Annotated in this window: 14 protein-coding genes; 5 read left to right on the top strand and 9 right to left on the bottom strand. The window is 72.7% G+C overall.

The window, feature by feature from the left end; all coding sequences use genetic code 11:
• Positions 1-11: 11 nt before the first annotated feature.
• From C2865_RS28140 to C2865_RS28120, 5 genes are read right to left on the bottom strand one after another with little or no spacing between them, the layout of a single operon-like run.
• Positions 12-779, bottom strand: a complete 768-nt coding sequence (locus tag C2865_RS28140; RefSeq protein ID WP_106401608.1) for an enoyl-CoA hydratase/isomerase family protein — start codon at positions 777-779, stop codon at positions 12-14.
• On the bottom strand, positions 776-1,918 hold the full coding sequence (locus C2865_RS28135; RefSeq protein WP_106401607.1) for an acyl-CoA dehydrogenase family protein: 1,143 nt from the start codon (positions 1,916-1,918) through the stop codon (positions 776-778). Before C2865_RS28135 ends, C2865_RS28140 begins: the two co-directional genes overlap by 4 nt.
• Positions 1,915-2,805 (bottom strand): hydroxymethylglutaryl-CoA lyase, encoded by an 891-nt coding sequence (locus C2865_RS28130; protein WP_106401606.1) that lies wholly within the window; start codon positions 2,803-2,805, stop codon positions 1,915-1,917. Before C2865_RS28130 ends, C2865_RS28135 begins: the two co-directional genes overlap by 4 nt.
• Positions 2,802-4,739 (bottom strand): acetyl/propionyl/methylcrotonyl-CoA carboxylase subunit alpha, encoded by a 1,938-nt coding sequence (locus tag C2865_RS28125; RefSeq protein WP_198653662.1) that lies wholly within the window; start codon positions 4,737-4,739, stop codon positions 2,802-2,804. The genes C2865_RS28130 and C2865_RS28125 overlap by 4 nt, the downstream gene beginning before the upstream one ends.
• Before the next feature lie 5 nt (positions 4,740-4,744).
• Positions 4,745-6,298: a carboxyl transferase domain-containing protein gene (locus C2865_RS28120; protein ID WP_232835862.1), complete on the bottom strand. Its 1,554-nt coding sequence runs from the start codon at positions 6,296-6,298 to the stop codon at positions 4,745-4,747.
• Between the two features lie 137 nt (positions 6,299-6,435).
• Here C2865_RS28120 and C2865_RS28115 point away from each other — a divergent pair, with 137 nt between their 5' ends.
• Together C2865_RS28115 and glsA are read left to right on the top strand one after the other, a co-directional pair.
• Positions 6,436-7,032: a TetR/AcrR family transcriptional regulator gene (locus C2865_RS28115; RefSeq protein WP_106401603.1), complete on the top strand. Its 597-nt coding sequence runs from the start codon at positions 6,436-6,438 to the stop codon at positions 7,030-7,032.
• A 22-nt stretch (positions 7,033-7,054) separates the two neighbouring features.
• Positions 7,055-8,845 (top strand): glutaminase A, encoded by a 1,791-nt coding sequence (gene glsA / locus C2865_RS28110; protein ID WP_198653661.1) that lies wholly within the window; start codon positions 7,055-7,057, stop codon positions 8,843-8,845.
• A 127-nt stretch (positions 8,846-8,972) separates the two neighbouring features.
• Here glsA and C2865_RS28105 read toward each other — a convergent pair whose 3' ends face one another.
• A complete protein-coding gene (locus tag C2865_RS28105) occupies positions 8,973-10,517 on the bottom strand; it encodes an MDR family MFS transporter (protein WP_106401602.1) in 1,545 nt (514 codons plus the stop codon).
• 1 nt (position 10,518) lies between these two features.
• Positions 10,519-11,106 (bottom strand): NADPH-dependent FMN reductase, encoded by a 588-nt coding sequence (locus C2865_RS28100; RefSeq protein WP_106401601.1) that lies wholly within the window; start codon positions 11,104-11,106, stop codon positions 10,519-10,521.
• Positions 11,107-11,194: 88 nt separating this feature from the next.
• Here C2865_RS28100 and C2865_RS28095 point away from each other — a divergent pair, with 88 nt between their 5' ends.
• From C2865_RS28095 to C2865_RS28085, 3 genes are all read left to right on the top strand, one after another.
• Positions 11,195-11,911 carry a TetR/AcrR family transcriptional regulator C-terminal domain-containing protein gene (locus tag C2865_RS28095; RefSeq protein WP_106401600.1) on the top strand — a complete coding sequence of 239 codons (717 nt, stop codon included), beginning with the start codon at positions 11,195-11,197 and terminating at the stop codon, positions 11,909-11,911.
• 59 nt (positions 11,912-11,970) lie between these two features.
• Positions 11,971-12,351, top strand: a complete 381-nt coding sequence (locus C2865_RS28090; RefSeq protein WP_106401599.1) for a cupin domain-containing protein — start codon at positions 11,971-11,973, stop codon at positions 12,349-12,351.
• Positions 12,352-12,421: 70 nt separating this feature from the next.
• Entirely contained in the window at positions 12,422-12,796 is a 375-nt protein-coding gene (locus C2865_RS28085; RefSeq protein WP_106401598.1) for a YchJ family protein, read from the top strand.
• On the opposite strand, the gene C2865_RS28080 is transcribed toward C2865_RS28085, so the two are convergent.
• A complete protein-coding gene (locus tag C2865_RS28080) occupies positions 12,793-13,767 on the bottom strand; it encodes an NAD-dependent epimerase/dehydratase family protein (protein ID WP_106401597.1) in 975 nt (324 codons plus the stop codon). The two genes, C2865_RS28085 and C2865_RS28080, sit on opposite strands and share 4 nt — an antisense overlap.
• Positions 13,768-14,127: 360 nt before the next feature.
• Positions 14,128-14,748, bottom strand: coding sequence for a TetR/AcrR family transcriptional regulator (locus C2865_RS28075; protein WP_232835843.1), 621 nt, complete (start codon positions 14,746-14,748; stop codon positions 14,128-14,130).
• Positions 14,749-14,750: the final 2 nt, after the last annotated feature.

Here is a 14,750-nt window from a genome sequence, read left to right as displayed (position 1 = left end):
GGCGCGCCGGTTCACAGTCCCGGCCACTCCGGGCGGCGCTTCTCGTTGAACGCGGCGATGCCCTCGCGGCGGTCGCCGGACAGCGCGGCGGTGCGCCAGGCGGCGTCCTCGACGTCCAGGGCCGCGGCCAGGTCCAGCGGGGCGCCGTGGCGCAGCGCCCGCTTGGCCGCGCGCAGCGCCACCGGGGAGTTGGCCGCGATGGTCCCGGCCAGCTCCAGCGCGGCCGCGCGGTCCTCGCCCGCGGGCGCCGGGCGGTCCACCAGGCCCAGGGCGACGGCCTCGTCGAAGCCGACCTTGCGGCCGGTGAAGATGAGGTCGGCGGCCTTGGCCGTGCCCACCCGGCGCTGCAGCAGCTGGGTGCCGCCGCCTGCCGGGATCAGCCCGACGCCGACCTCGGGCAGCCCGAAGACGGCCGTCGGGTCGGCGACGACGAGGTCGCAGGAGAGCGCGAACTCCGTGCCGCCGCCCAGGGCGAAGCCGTGGACGGCCGCCACGACGGGCTGCGGCAGGTGCAGGACGGCGCCGAAGGCTCTGCGGAAGACCGGACGCTGGCGCATCAGGTCGTCGTCAGTCATCGAGGCGCGTTCCTTCAGGTCCGCGCCCACGCAGAAGGACTTCTCGGCGGAGGACGACAGGACGACGGCGCGCGCGTCGGAATCCGCGACCTCCGCGCACACGGAGGCGAGCCGGACGGCCATCTCGGTGGACAGCGCGTTGTGCGCCTTCGGACGGTCCAGGACGATCTCGGCGACGTGCCCGTGCCGGTTCAGCGTGATCATGCAAGCCCCAGCTGGCGAGAGATGATCATGCGCTGGACCTCGGAGGTGCCCTCGCCGATCTCCAGGATCTTGGCGTCCCGGTAGAAGCGGCCCACCGGGAACTCGTTCATGAAGCCGTAGCCGCCGAAGATCTGCGTGGCGTCGCGGGAGTTGTCCATCGCGGCGTTGGAGGCGGTCAGCTTGGCGATCGCGGCCTCCTTCTTGAACGGCTCGCCGCGCAGCATCCTCGCCGCCGCCGCATAGTAGGCCACGCGGGCGGTCCACACCCGCTGCTCCATGTCGGCGATCTTGAACTGGATCGCCTGGTACTCGCCGATCGCCCGGCCGAACGCCTGCCGCTCCTTGACGTAGCGCAGGGACTCGTCGACGCAGCCCTGCGCCAGGCCGACCGACAGCGCGGCGATCGCGATGCGGCCCTCGTCCAGGATGCGCAGGAACTGGGCGTAGCCGCGGCCGCGCGGGCCCACCAGGTTCTCCTCCGGGACGCGCACGTCGTCGAAGAACAGCTCGCGGGTGTCCGAGGCGCGCCAGCCGACCTTGGAGTACTCCGGCCCCACGGTGAAGCCGGGCGTGCCGTTGGGGACGATGATCGTGGAGATCTCGTTCTCGCCGGTCAGCGCGGTGACCGTGACGAACTCGGTGATGTCGGTGCCGGAGTTGGTGATGAAGCACTTCGAGCCGTTGACCACCCACTGGCCGTCCTCCAGCCGGGCCGTGGTGCGCATGCCGCCCGGCACGTCCGAGCCGCCGCCCGGCTCGGTCAGCCCGAACCCGGCCAGCCGCTCACCGGTGAGCAGCTTCGGCAGGTACCTGCGCTTCTGCTCCTCGGTGCCGAACCGGTAGATCGGCATCGCGCCCAGGCCGACGCCGGCCTCCAGGGTGATGGCGACCGAGGAGTCCACCCGCGCCAGCTCCTCCAGCGCCAGGCACAACGCGAAGTAGTCTCCGCCCATGCCGCCGTACTCCTCGGGGAACGGCAGCCCGAACAGGCCCATCTTCCCCATGCCGGCGACCAGCTCGTAGGGGAACTCGCCCCGCTCGTAGTGGCCGCCGATGACGGGGGAGACCGCCTCGCGGGCGAACGCCTCGACGCTCTGCCGCAGCGCCTCCTGCTCCTCGGTGAGGGTGAAGTCGATCATGAGTTGCTCCTTGCGGTGACGACGCGGGAAGGGGAGGGACGGCCGAGCCTCCCGGCCATCCAGGTGCTGGTCTCGACCAGGGAGTCCAGGGACACGCCGTGCCGGATCCCCAGGCCGTCGAGCATCCAGACCAGGTCCTCGGTGGCGAGGTTCCCTGTGGCGCTCTCGGCGTACGGGCAGCCGCCGAGTCCTCCGGCGGAGGCGTCGACGGTGGTGACGCCCGACTGCAGGGCGGCCAGCGTGTTGGCGAGCGCCTGCCCGTAGGTGTCGTGGAAGTGCACGGCCAGTGCGGCGGGGTCGCCGAAGGCCGCGATGAGCTCCTGGACGTGCCCGGCGGTGCCGACGCCGATGGTGTCGCCGAGGCTGAGCTGGTAGCAGCCCATCTCCAGCAGCCGCTTCCCGGCGGCGACGACCTGCGGGACCGGCACGTCGCCCTCCCACGGGTCGCCGAAGGCCATCGACAGGTACACCCGCACCCGCATGCCCTCGGCCAGCGCCCGGGAGACGACCGGCTCGAACATGGCGTACTGCTCGTCCATGGAGCGGTTGAGGTTGCGCTGGGCGAAGGACTCGGTGGCGCTGGCGAAGATCGCGATCTCGCCGACCCCGGCGGCCAGCGCGCGGCCCATGCCGCGCTCGTTGGGCACCAGCACCGGGTAGGACACCCCGGGCCGGCGGTCCATCCGCTTCAGCAGCTCGTCCGCGTCGGCCAGCTGCGGCACCCACTTGGGATGCACGAAGCTGGTCGCCTCGATGGTCTTCAACCCGGCGTCGGCGAGCCGGCCGATGAACTCGGCCTTCACCTCCACGGGAATGGCGGTCTTCTCGTTCTGCAGGCCGTCGCGGGGACCGACCTCGTAGATGGTGACCTGTTCGGGCAGGTTCATTCCGCCTCCTCGGACGTGATCTCGGCCAGGACGGCGTCGAGCGCCACCTGGTCGCCGACGCGGACCGGCAGCCGGGCGACGGTCCCGGCGACGGCGGCCACGACCGTGTGCTCCATCTTCATCGCCTCGACGATCACGACCGGCTGGCCCTCGGCGACGGCGTCGCCCTCGGCGACCTTCACGGCCAGGACGGTGCCGGGCATCGGACTGCGCAGCACGCCCCCGGCCACGGCCGACGCGCCGCCGGCCGCCAGCCGCTCCCGCTCGCGGACCGACCAGGTCCGCCCGTCCGCGCCGATCCAGACCGCGCCGTCGTGACCGGTGGCGCGGCGGTGCGGGTGGCGGCGCCCGTCGAGCACCAGGGCCTCCCCGGACAGGACCGCGTGCCGGGGAGGCCCGTCCCCGACGGCGACCTCCTCGCCCCTGGTCCGCGCCTCGACCGGCTCGCCGCCGTCGACGACCAGCGCGTGCGGGGTCCACGCGGCCTCGCCGACCCGCCAGCCGTCCATGGCGTCCCACGGGCCGTCCCCGGCAGGGGCGTCCGCGCGCATCCGCTCCAGCGCGGCGGCGGCGAGCACCCACTCGGGAACGGTGGCGTCGCCGGCGTTCAGCTCCGGCAGGACCCGCTCGACCAGGCCGGTGTCCAGCTCGCCCGAGACGACCTCGGGCCGGGCCAGCAGCCTGCGCAGGAAGGCGACGTTGGTGTGCACGCCCAGCAGCGAGTACTCGGCCAGGGCGCGGTCCAGCGCCCGCAGCGCCTCGGCCCGGTCCCTCCCGTGCACGACCACCTTGGCGATCATCGGGTCGTACCGGCTGCCGATCTCGTCGCCCGCGCCGATGCCGGAGTCCACCCGGGCCTGCGCGGGCTCGGCGAGCGCCAGGACGCGGCCGCCGGTCGGCAGGAAGCCCCGCGCCGGGTCCTCGGCGTAGACGCGGGCCTCGACGGCGTGCCCGGTGAGCACGACGTCGTCCTGGGTGAACGGCAGGGGCTCGCCGGAGGCCACCCGCAGCTGCAGCTCGACCAGGTCCAGGCCGGTGACCAGTTCCGTCACCGGGTGCTCGACCTGAAGGCGGGTGTTCATCTCCATGAAGTAGCGCTCGTCGGGCCGTTCGCCCGCCACGATGAACTCCACGGTGCCCGCGCCGACGTAGCCGATGGAGCGTGCCGCGTTCACCGCGTGCGCGCCGATCTCGGCCCGCTGCGCGGCGTCCAGCAGGGGAGAGGGCGCCTCCTCCACGATCTTCTGGTGGCGGCGCTGCAGGCTGCACTCCCGCTCGCCCAGGTGCACGACGTTGCCGTGCGCGTCGGCGAAGACCTGCACCTCGATGTGGCGGGGCCCGTCGATGAACCGCTCGGCCAGCAGGGTGTCGTCGCCGAACGCGCCGCGCGCCTCGCGCCGCGCCGAGGCGATCGCCCCGGCCAGCTCCTCTTCGGCGCGCACCAGGCGCATGCCCTTGCCGCCGCCGCCCGCCGACGGCTTGAGCAGCACCGGCAGGCCGATCTCCAGGGCGGCCTCGGCGATCTGCTCGTCGCTCAGCCCCCGCTCGTCGCGGCCCGGCACGACCGGCACCCCCGCGGCGGCGACGGTCAGCTTGGCCTCGATCTTGTCGCCCATGGCGTCGATGGCCGAAGGCGGAGGGCCGATGAAGACGACCCCCGCCTCGGCGCAGGCACGGGCGAAGGCGGCGTTCTCGGCCAGGAACCCGTAACCGGGATGGACGGCCTGGGCGCTGGTGGCCCGCGCGGCCTCGATGATCGCCGCGCCGTCCAGGTAGGACGGGATCCGCACGGCCTCGTCGGCCTCCCGTACATGGACGGAGCCGGCGTCGTCGGGCGCGTACACGGCGACGGAGCGCACGCCCAGGCGGCGCAGGGTGCGCTGGACGCGGACGGCGATCTCGCCGCGGTTGGCGATGAGGACGGTGGTGAACATGGGCCTCACATCCGGAAGACGCCGTAGCCGACGTCGGCGAGGGGGGCGTTGGCGGCCGCGGACAGGGCCAGGCCGAGGACCCGGCGGGTGTCGACGGGGTCGATCACGCCGTCGTCCCACAGGCGGGCGGTGGAGTAGTACGGCTCGCCCTGCGTCTCGTACTGCTCCCGGACGGCGTCGGCGTCGGCGTCGCCGACGGTGGTCAGCACCGAGGCGGCCTGCTCGCCGCCCATCACCGAGATCCGGGCGTTGGGCCACATCCACAGGAACCGGGGCGAGTACGCGCGGCCGCACATGGCGTAGTTGCCGGCGCCGTAGGAGCCGCCGATGATCACGGTGAACTTCGGCACCCGGGCGCAGGAGACGGCGGTGACCATCTTGGCGCCGTGCTTGGCGATGCCGCCGTGCTCGTAGTCGCGGCCGACCATGAAGCCGGTGATGTTCTGCAGGAACACCAGCGGGATCGAGCGGCGGTCGCACAGCTCGATGAAGTGCGCGCCCTTCATCGCCGACTCGGCGAACAGGATGCCGTTGTTGGCGATGATCCCCACCGGGTGGCCCTGGATTCGGGCGAAGCCGGTCACGAGCGTCGGCCCGTACTCCTTCTTGAACTCGGTGAACTCGCTGCCGTCCACCACGCGGGCGACGACCTCCCGCACGTCATAGGGCGTGCGCGGGTCCGCCGGGACGATCCCGTACAGCTCGGACGGGTCGTAGAGGGGCTCGGCGGACGGCCGGACGTCCCACGGGCGGGGCGGGCGCGGGCCGAGCGTCGCGACGATCTCCCGCAGGATGCGCAGGGCGTCGGCGTCGTCCTCGGCCAGGTGGTCGGTGACCCCGGAGACCCGGGAGTGCACGTCGCCGCCGCCCAGCTCCTCGGCGGTGACGACCTCGCCGGTGGCGGCCTTCACCAGCGGCGGGCCGCCCAGGAAGATCGTTCCCTGGTTCCGGACGATGACGTTCTCGTCGCTCATCGCCGGCACGTAGGCACCGCCCGCGGTGCACGAGCCCATGACGGCGGCCAGCTGCGCCACGCCCAGCGCCGAGAGGTTGGCCTGGTTGTAGAAGATCCGGCCGAAGTGCTCGCGGTCGGGGAAGACCTCGTCCTGCATCGGCAGGAACGCGCCGCCGGAGTCGACCAGGGCGATGGACGGCAGCCGGTTGTGCAGCGCCACCTCCTGCGCCCGCAGGTGCTTCTTGACGGTCATCGGGAAGTACGTACCCCCCTTGACCGTCGCGTCGTTGGCGATGACCACGCACTCGCGCCCGGAGACCCGGCCCACGCCGGTGATCATCCCGGCTCCGGGCGCCTGGCCGTCGTACAGGCCCCAGGCGGCCAGCGGGGACAGCTCCAGGAAGGGCGAACCCGGGTCCAGCAGCCGGTCGACCCGTTCGCGGGGCAGCAGCTTGCCCCGGGACACGTGCCGCTCGCGGGCGCGGGCGGACCCGCCCAGGGCGGTGGCCGCCAGCCGTTCCCGCAGCTGGGCGGCGAGTTCGGCGTTCGCCTCGGCGTTGCGCTTGTAGGGCTCGCCCGCGGCGTCCGCCCGGCTCGGCAGCACTCCCAACGTGTCCCTCCTCCATCGAATCGCTCGATCCGGTCGATACGGCCGGCGGGGCCGCGCGGCGGCGGCACCCATGTTAATGGTCACTAACAACGATGTTAATCATCATTAACTGCGTCGTCTACACTGGGGGCATGGAGATCGATACCCGGGCCAGGCGGGCGCAGATCCTGGCCGCGGCCGCCGAGCTGTTCGCCCGGCGCGGCTACCACGGGGTGTCCATCGGCGAGCTCGGCGCCTCCGTCGGCCTCACCGGGCCCGCGCTGTACCGGCACTTCGCCGGCAAGGAGGCGCTGCTGGCCGAGATCCTGCTGGACATCAGCGCCCGGCTGCACGACGAGGGGTTCCGGCGCGCCGCGGCCGCCGCCGACCCGCTCGGCGCCCTGCTGGACTGGCACATCTCCTTCGCGCTGGACCACCCGGCGCTCATCGTCGTGCACGAGCGCGAACTGGAGAACGTCCCCGAGGCCCCGCGGCGGGAGATCCGCCGCCTGCAGCGCGCCTACGTCGAGGAATGGGTACGGGTGACGCGCGAGCAGTGGCCCCGCCCGGAGGACGAGGCCCGCGCCGCCGTCCACGCGGTGTTCGGGCTGCTCAACTCCACCCCGCACAGCGCCGGGGAGCTGGACCGCGCGGGCATGGCGCGCCTGCTGCGCCGCATGGCCGAGGCGGCGCTCCTGGCCGGGACGGCGGCGTGTCCGGATACGGATACCGGTGATCTCCGGGAGTGAGCCTTCTCGTTACCCTGTGGGAGTGAACGCGCCATTTGTCAGCCCGATCCAGGACCTCCTGGACGACCTGCACGCCCGTCTCATCGAGCAGCGCGCCGGTGAGGTCGCCACCTACATCCCGGAGCTGGGCAAGGCCGACCCCGAATGGTTCGGGCTCGCCGTCGCCACCCTCGACGGGACCGTCTACGAGGCGGGCGACAGCCGGGTGCCGTTCACGATCCAGTCGGTGTCCAAGCCGTTCGTCTACGCCCTGGCCCTGCAGGACCGCGGCCTGCCCGACGTGCTCAAGCAGGTCGGCGTCGAGCCCACCGGAGACGCCTTCAACGCCGTCCGCCTCGAGCCCTACACCGGCCGTCCCTACAACCCCATGGTCAACTCCGGCGCCATCGTCACCTCCACCCTCGTCGGCGGCGACACCTTCGAGGAGCGCCGGGAGCGCATCCTGACGGGCCTGTCGGCCTTCGCCGGACGCGAACTGGCCGTCGACCGCAAGGTGATGGACTCCGAGGCGGCCACCGGCGACCGCAACCGCGCCCTGGCCTACCTCATGCACGGCGCGGGCACCCTCACCTGCGACGTCGAGGAGTCGCTGCGGCTGTACTTCGAGCAGTGCGCGGCGCTGGTGACCACCAGCGACCTCGCCGTCATGACCGCCACCCTCGCCGGAGGCGGCATCAACCCGCTGACCGGCGAGACCGTCGTGTCGGTGGAGGCGGCGGCCAACGCGCTGACCGTCATGGCCACCTGCGGCACCTACGACTACGCGGGCGAGTGGCTGGTCCGCGCCGGGCTGCCCGCCAAGAGCGGCGTGTCCGGCGGGCTCATCGCCGCGCTGCCCTCCCAGCTCGGGCTCGGCCTCTTCAGCCCCCGCCTGGACTCACGCGGCAACAGCGTGCGCGGCGTCGCGGCCTGCGAGGAGCTGTCCCAGCGGTTCGGGCTGCACCTGATGCGCCCCGCCGAACGTTCCGGACCGGTCTTCCACCGCACCCTGCGCGGCGACACCGCGCACTCCTCCCGGGTCCGCGCCCACGACGAACGCACCGCCCTGGCCCGCCTCGGCGGCGCCATCCGCGTCTACGTGCTCCGCGGCGACCTGGCGTTCAGCAGCGCCGAGGCGGTCGTGCGCACCATCAGCGAGGACACCGGCTCCGTCCGCTGGGTCGTCCTGGACCTCAAACGCGCCGGGCGGGTCGCCTCGGTCGCCGAGACCCTCATGGAGGGCCTGGCCGCCAAACTGAAGGAACGCGGCATCACCACGGTCGTCGTCGACACGGAGAAGGGCGTCACCGTCCCCTCCGCGGTCATCTCCGAGACCAGGGACGCCGCGCTGGAGTGGTGCGAGGACGCCCTGCTGGAGTCCGCGGGCGCCTCCCGCATGACCGTTCCGCTGGCCGAACAGGACCTGCTGCGCAGCCTCGACCCGTTCCTGGTCACCGCCCTGGAGGCCTACCTGGAGCCGCGCGAGTACGCCCCCGGCGAGCGCCTCCTGGAGGACGTCGCCGCACTGTGCTTCATCATCTCCGGCGGCCTGGCCCGGCAGATCATGGTGGGCACCCCGCCTCGCCCCGTCCGCGAGACCTCCATGGGCCCCGGCACCGCCGTGGGCCGCCTGGCCCTGATCGACGACGCCGAGCACACCCACCGCATCGTCGCCGAATGCCCCACCTCCTGCCTGGTGCTCACCACCCGGGAACTGGCCCGGCTGGAACGCGACTCCCCGCGCCTGGCCGACGCGCTGCGCTGGTCCATCGCCAACGCCATCGCCGCCCGCCTCCGCCGCACCGACGCCGAGAACCACGCCCTCATCCACTGACGGACGTCCGCCTGGCGGCGTCCTGCCCGTGGCTGTACACGCGCTGGCGCGCGTTGGACGTTCCACTGACGGACGTCCGTCTGGCGGCGTCCTGCCCGTGGCTGTACACGCGCTGGCGGGCTCGTCCTCATCGGTCGGCCGGTGACCGGTGCGGTTCGGGGGTGGACGGGGGGAGGGCGGTGCGGAGGGGGACCTCACGGATGAGCCAGGAGGCGGCGAAGGTGAGGAGGGCCAGGACGAGGGTGCCGTAGAGGATGAGGTGGAGACCGCCGGTGACGGCGGAGCGGACGGCATCGACGGTCTCCGCCGGCAGGGCGGGGAGGAGGGCGGGGGTGAGGGCGCCGCCTTCGGTGAGGTGCGCGGCCGTGGACGGTCCCAGGCGGGCGGTCAGGTCGGCGGCCATGCGGGCGGCGTAGAGGGTGCCCAGGAGGGCGATGCCCAGCGAGCCGCCGATGGTGCGGAACAGCATGAGGGTGCCGTTGGCGGCGCCCATGTCGCGCGGGTCGGCGCTGTTCATGGTGATGAGCGTGCTGCTCTGCATCAGCAGGCCGATTCCGGCCCCGATGAGGAACGTGAGGGCCGAGGCGGCGGGCGCGGGGGTGCCCGTGCCGAGCTGGAGCAGGGCGAGGACGCCCGCGGTCATGAGGGCGCCGCCGAGGATCGGGTAGCGCCGGTAGCGGCCGTCGGCGCTGATGAGGCGGCCGGTGAGCAGCTGGGCGCCGAGCATGCCGAACATCAGCGGGAGCAGGAGCATGCCGGCGGCGGCCGGAGACGCGCCCTGCACGAACTGGAAGTACTGCGGCAGGTAGTTGGTCACGGTCAGCATCGCGGCGCCGACGAGGAACCCGAGAACCTGCACGACGGTGAAGTCGCGGTCGGCGAACAGCCGCGGCGGGATGATCGGCTCGGCCGCCCGACGCTCGACGGCGACGAACCAGGCGACGCCGAGGACGCCGGCCGCGCCCAGGCCGAGGATCTGCGGCGAGGCCCACGGGTAGGCGGTCCCGGCCCAGCTCGCGAGCAGGGTCAGCGCCACGATGGAGGCCGTCAGCAGGGCGGCGCCCGCGTAGTCGATGCGGGGCCGCCCGCGCGGGGCGGGCGGCGGGTGGACGCGGGTCGCGATGAGCAGGAGGGCCACCGCGCCGACGGGCACGTTCACGTAGAACGTCCAGCGCCAGCTCAGATGGTCGGTGAGCAGGCCGCCGAGCAGCGGGCCGCCGACGTAGGCGATCGGCATGATGACGCCGATCATCGACTGGATCCGGCCGCTGTCGCGGGGCGGGACCAGCACGCCGATGACGGCGAGCGCCCCGACCATGAGCCCGCCCGCGCCCAGCCCCTGCACGGCGCGGAAACCGATGAGCTGGGCCATGTCCCGTGCCAGGCCGCACAGGACGGACCCGGCCAGGAAGAGCACGATCGCGGTGACGAAGACCGCCTTGCGGCCGAACAGGTCGCCGAGCTTGCCCCAGACGGGGGTGGTGGCCGCGGCGGCGAGCATGTACGCGGTCACCACCCAGGGCAGCCGGTCCAGCCCGCCGAGGTCCCCGGCGATCGTGGGCAGCGCGGTGCCCACGACCAGCCCGTCGAGCATCGCCAGGAACATGCCGAGCAGCAGGCCGAACACACCGGCGTGGAGGGACCGGCGCTCGGTTCGGGCGAGGTCGTCCATGTCAGGCGGCGTAGGGGGTGGCGGCGCGGGCGGTGCGCAGCGCGTGCGTCCACCAGGCGAGGCGGTCGAGCATGAGCCTGCCGGCGGCTTCGACGGCCGGGTCCACTGCACGGCCGTCGCCGTCGAACTGCTCCCACGGGCTCTGGAGGGAGACGGCGTCGCGGATCGCCACCGCGTGCACTTCGGCGAGGACCGGGCGCAGCTGCTCGATCGCCCGCAGGCCGCCCGAGAAGGCGCCATAGGAGACGAAGGCGACCGGCTTGGCGTGCCATTCGGTGTTGTGCCAGTCGATCGCGTTCTTCAGCGCCGCGGGAAAGCTGTGGTTGTACTCGGGCGTCACGATGACGAAGGCGTCGGCCTCGGCCAGGCGGGGCGACACCGCGGCCAGCAGTTCCCGGTCCGCGGCGGACGCGGGCGGCTGGCCGAGGACGGGGAAGACGGTCGGCAGCGGGGTCTCGACCAGGTCGATGACGTCGGCCCGCATGTCCCCGCGCTCGGCGATCAGGCTCTCCGTCCACGCGGCGACGGAAGGGGCGAAGCGGCCGTCCCTGGTGCTGCCGACGAGGATCGCGATCTTCATTTCGTGCATGGCCGTCCCCTGGGTGTGTACGTCGTATTGATCGAGATACAACGTACACATCGCTATGTACGTTGTCTACTTGGGATACGTTGTACTCATGGGTACGGAGAAACCGGGGTCACTGTGGGAGCGGCTGGAGCGTCCCGCGCCCGCGCCGCGTCAGACGCTGTCCCCCGAGCGCATCGCCTCGACCGCGGTCGCGCTCGCCGACGCGGAGGGGCTGGAGGCCGTCACCATGCGCCGGCTGGCCGCCGAGCTGGGTGTCGCCCCCATGGCGCCCTACCGCTACCTGTCCGGCAAGGACGACCTCCTGGACCTGATGGTCGATCACGTCTACGCCGAGCCGTGGACGCCGGACGGTCTCGGCTGGCGCGAGGCGCTCCGGGACCTGGCCTTCCGCACCCGGGAGCTGACGCTGGCGCACCCCTGGCTCGGCCGGCTGCCCCTGCGGGCCAAGCTGGCGCTCACGCCGAACCGGATGGCCGTCGCCGAGCAGGCGCTCGCCGTGCTGGACGGCCACGACATGGACGCCGACACGATGATGAGCGTGTTCAGGGCCGTCGACGCCTATGTGGAGGGCGCGACGGGCTACGAGACCGCCGTCACCGAGCTGATCGACGACGAGGGGCTGGCCGGTGGCGACGGGCTGCGCTCCGAGCTCGCCCCGACGATGGTCTGGCTCACGGGCACCGGCCGCTACCCCGCCTTCGAGAAGTACCTCAGGACGGCCACGCGCAAGGACGACGCCGAATGGCGCTTCGCCCACGGCCTCGACTGCCTGCTGGAGGGCATCGCCGCCCGCCTCGGCATCTGACCGGCGGCGCCCGTCGCCGTCGAACGGTCCACCGGCGATCTCGGTTAGTCTCGCTGGCCGTGACAGACGACATCTACGTGGGCAACGCCAACATCGACGCGCCCGAGGAGCGCGGCTGGCTCCTGGGGCACTTCATGCCCGAGGGAGACGCCCGGCACAGCACCGACGTCGAGATCAAGTGGGGCGTGCACCCGCCCGGCGACACGCGCGCCGCATGGGTGCACGGCGAACACCGCACCGCCCTCCTGGTCCTCATCAGCGGCCGGTTCCGCATGGAGTTCCCCGGCCGCGACGTGGTGCTGAGCAAGCAGGGCGACTACGTCGTCTGGGGCCGGGGCGTCGACCACTCCTGGTACGCGGAGGAGGAGTCGGTCGTCCTCACCGTCCGCTGGCCGTCCATTCCCGGCTACAAGGTCGAGGGAGCCGAGACCGGACCCTGACGGGAAGGGCGCGGCACGGCCGCCACCGGGCCCCGATGGCGCGGCGGCCGGGAGAAGGGAGAATGAGGGAATGTCTTCGAAGTGTCCGTGCGGGCTTTCCGAGCCCTACGAGCGGTGTTGCGGTCGGTTCCACGCAGGGGAGAGCAGCGCGCCCACGGCCGAGGCGCTGATGCGTTCGCGGTACAGCGCTTTCAGCGTGGGCGACTCGGACTACCTGCGGCGCACGTGGCACCCCGCCACCCGGCCCGCCGGCACGGGGGTCGACCGGCGGACCAGATGGACGGGCCTGGAGGTGCTGGAGACCGCCAGGGGCGGCCCCTTCGACACCGAGGGCACCGTGCGGTTCCGCGCCCACTACGTGGAACGGGGACGGCGGGGGCGGATGGAGGAGAACAGCAAGTTCGTCCGCGTCGAGGGGGACTGGGTCTACGTGGGCACCGTCTAGGCGGCGAGCAGGGCCTTCTCCTGCTCGGGGGAAAGCCCCACCTTCCGGCCGAAGACGGTGTCGGGGGCGCTCCAGCCGGAGGAGCGCATCCAGGCCCAGGTGCCGGCGACGGTCTCGGCGGCCGGGCGGCAGACCAGGCCGCGGGCGAGGGCCTTGGCGGGGTCGCCGGAGTGCATGGTGTCGTGGAGTTCGCCCGGCGGCAGCCAGACCGGCAGGTCCGACCACGGCTCCACGCCCGCGGCCTCCACCTGTTCGGGGGAGAGCCAGCGGAGGTCGGGGGCGGTGCCGGTCGCCGCGGCGCAGGCCTCCAGCAGGCCGCGCATCGTGGTGTGGCCGGGCGGACCGATCAGGTCGAAGGCGCCTCCGGTGGCGGGGTGGTCCAGCAGGAAACGGGCGAGGTCGCGGGCGTCGATGAACTGCAGGGGCAGGTCGGCGGGGCCCGGTGCGGGGATCGTGCCGCCCCGGGAGACCCGGTCCAGCCACCAGGGGAGGCGGCCGACGTTCTCGTACGGGCCGAGGACGAGCCCCGCGCGGGCGAACAGCGCGCGGTCGCCGAAGGACTCGGCCACGGCCATCTCCCCGCCGAGCTTGGCCTGCGGATAGGGCACGTCTCCGGCGTCGGGGGCGGCGCCCTCGACCAGCGGGCCGCTCTCGTCGCCTCCGGGCGGCGCGGGCTGGGCGTAGACGGACCGGGACGAGACGTAGGTGTAGTGGCCGGCCCGTCCGGCCAGCAGGCGGGCCGTCTCCCGCACGGCGCGGGGCGCGCCCTTCCAGGTGTCGATCACCAGGTCCCAGGAGCCGGTGCGCAGCGCGTCCAGACCACCGAGCCGGTCGCCGGTCAGCATGGCCGTTCCGGCGGGCGCGGGACGGGTGCCGCGGTTGAACACCGTGACGTGGTGGCCGCGGGAGACGGCCTCCTGCGCCGCGATCGTTCCGACGAACCGGGTGCCGCCAAGAATTAGGACTTTCATGACATACATCCTTATCTGGGATAGATATCCGTTTCAATGGAGATCGCGATGGGCGAGCAGGTGCATCGGCGGTCGGTCCCCGGGGTTATTTGTCTCACCTTTTGAAACAGAAGTCGCACTTCAGGTGGAAAGCATGGAATTGTTAGCTCCCGTCCGGGTTGTCATTCTCCAGGAGGAACCCCCCATGAAGAAGATCCTGATCCACCGGCCGGGAACGGTGGGCCTGCGCGGGGCCGCCAGCGCCAAGCATTCCGGCTGAAAACCCCCGCGGCGCGGACGGCCCGTTCGTGGACCGCTCCATGCGGGAGAGTGGAGGATCCCCGCACGGAGCCGTTCCCGGCGCCGTCCGCGCCGGACGTTTCAGCGCGGCAGCGTGTCGAGCGCGCTGATGAACAGCTCGAGGCCGAACTCGAAGTCCGTCTCGGGGTCGTGCGCGGTGAGCTCCTTGGCCAGCGCGGTCACGTGGGGGAACTCCACCGGGTCGAGCTCGGCGAAGGCCGCCGCCGGGTCGGCCGGCAGGTAGTCCAGCATCTTCACCATGTCGGTCTCGCGCAGCTGGGCGCCCAGCGCGTAGGCGATGATCGCGCGCATCACCCGGACCGAGGTGGGCCCGTCGAATCCGGCCGAGTCGGCGATGACCAGCGCCCGCTCGATCGGCCTGATGCCGAACGGCAGCTCCACGCTGTGCGTGACGATGAGGTTCATGCAGGCCGGGTAGTCGCGCGCCACCCGGCGGAAGGCGCGGATGAGCGTGCGGGCCTGGGTCTTCCAGTCGGCCCCGGTGTCCTCGTCCAGGTACAGGCCGGTCATCACGCGGTGGGCGATGCCGTCCAGGAGCGCGGCCTTGCTGGGGACGTGGTTGTACAGGGACATGACCGCCACGTCCAGCTCCGCGGCGACGGCCCGCATGGACAGCGCGTCCTCGCCGTGCCGTTCGACCAGCGCGATCGCCGCGTCGATGATGCGCCCCTTGCTGAGCAACC

The sequence above is a fragment of the Actinocorallia populi genome (genome assembly GCF_002995495.1).
Taxonomy (GTDB): domain Bacteria; phylum Actinomycetota; class Actinomycetes; order Streptosporangiales; family Streptosporangiaceae; genus Actinocorallia; species Actinocorallia populi.
This window is presented reverse-complemented; position numbering and strand designations above follow the sequence as displayed.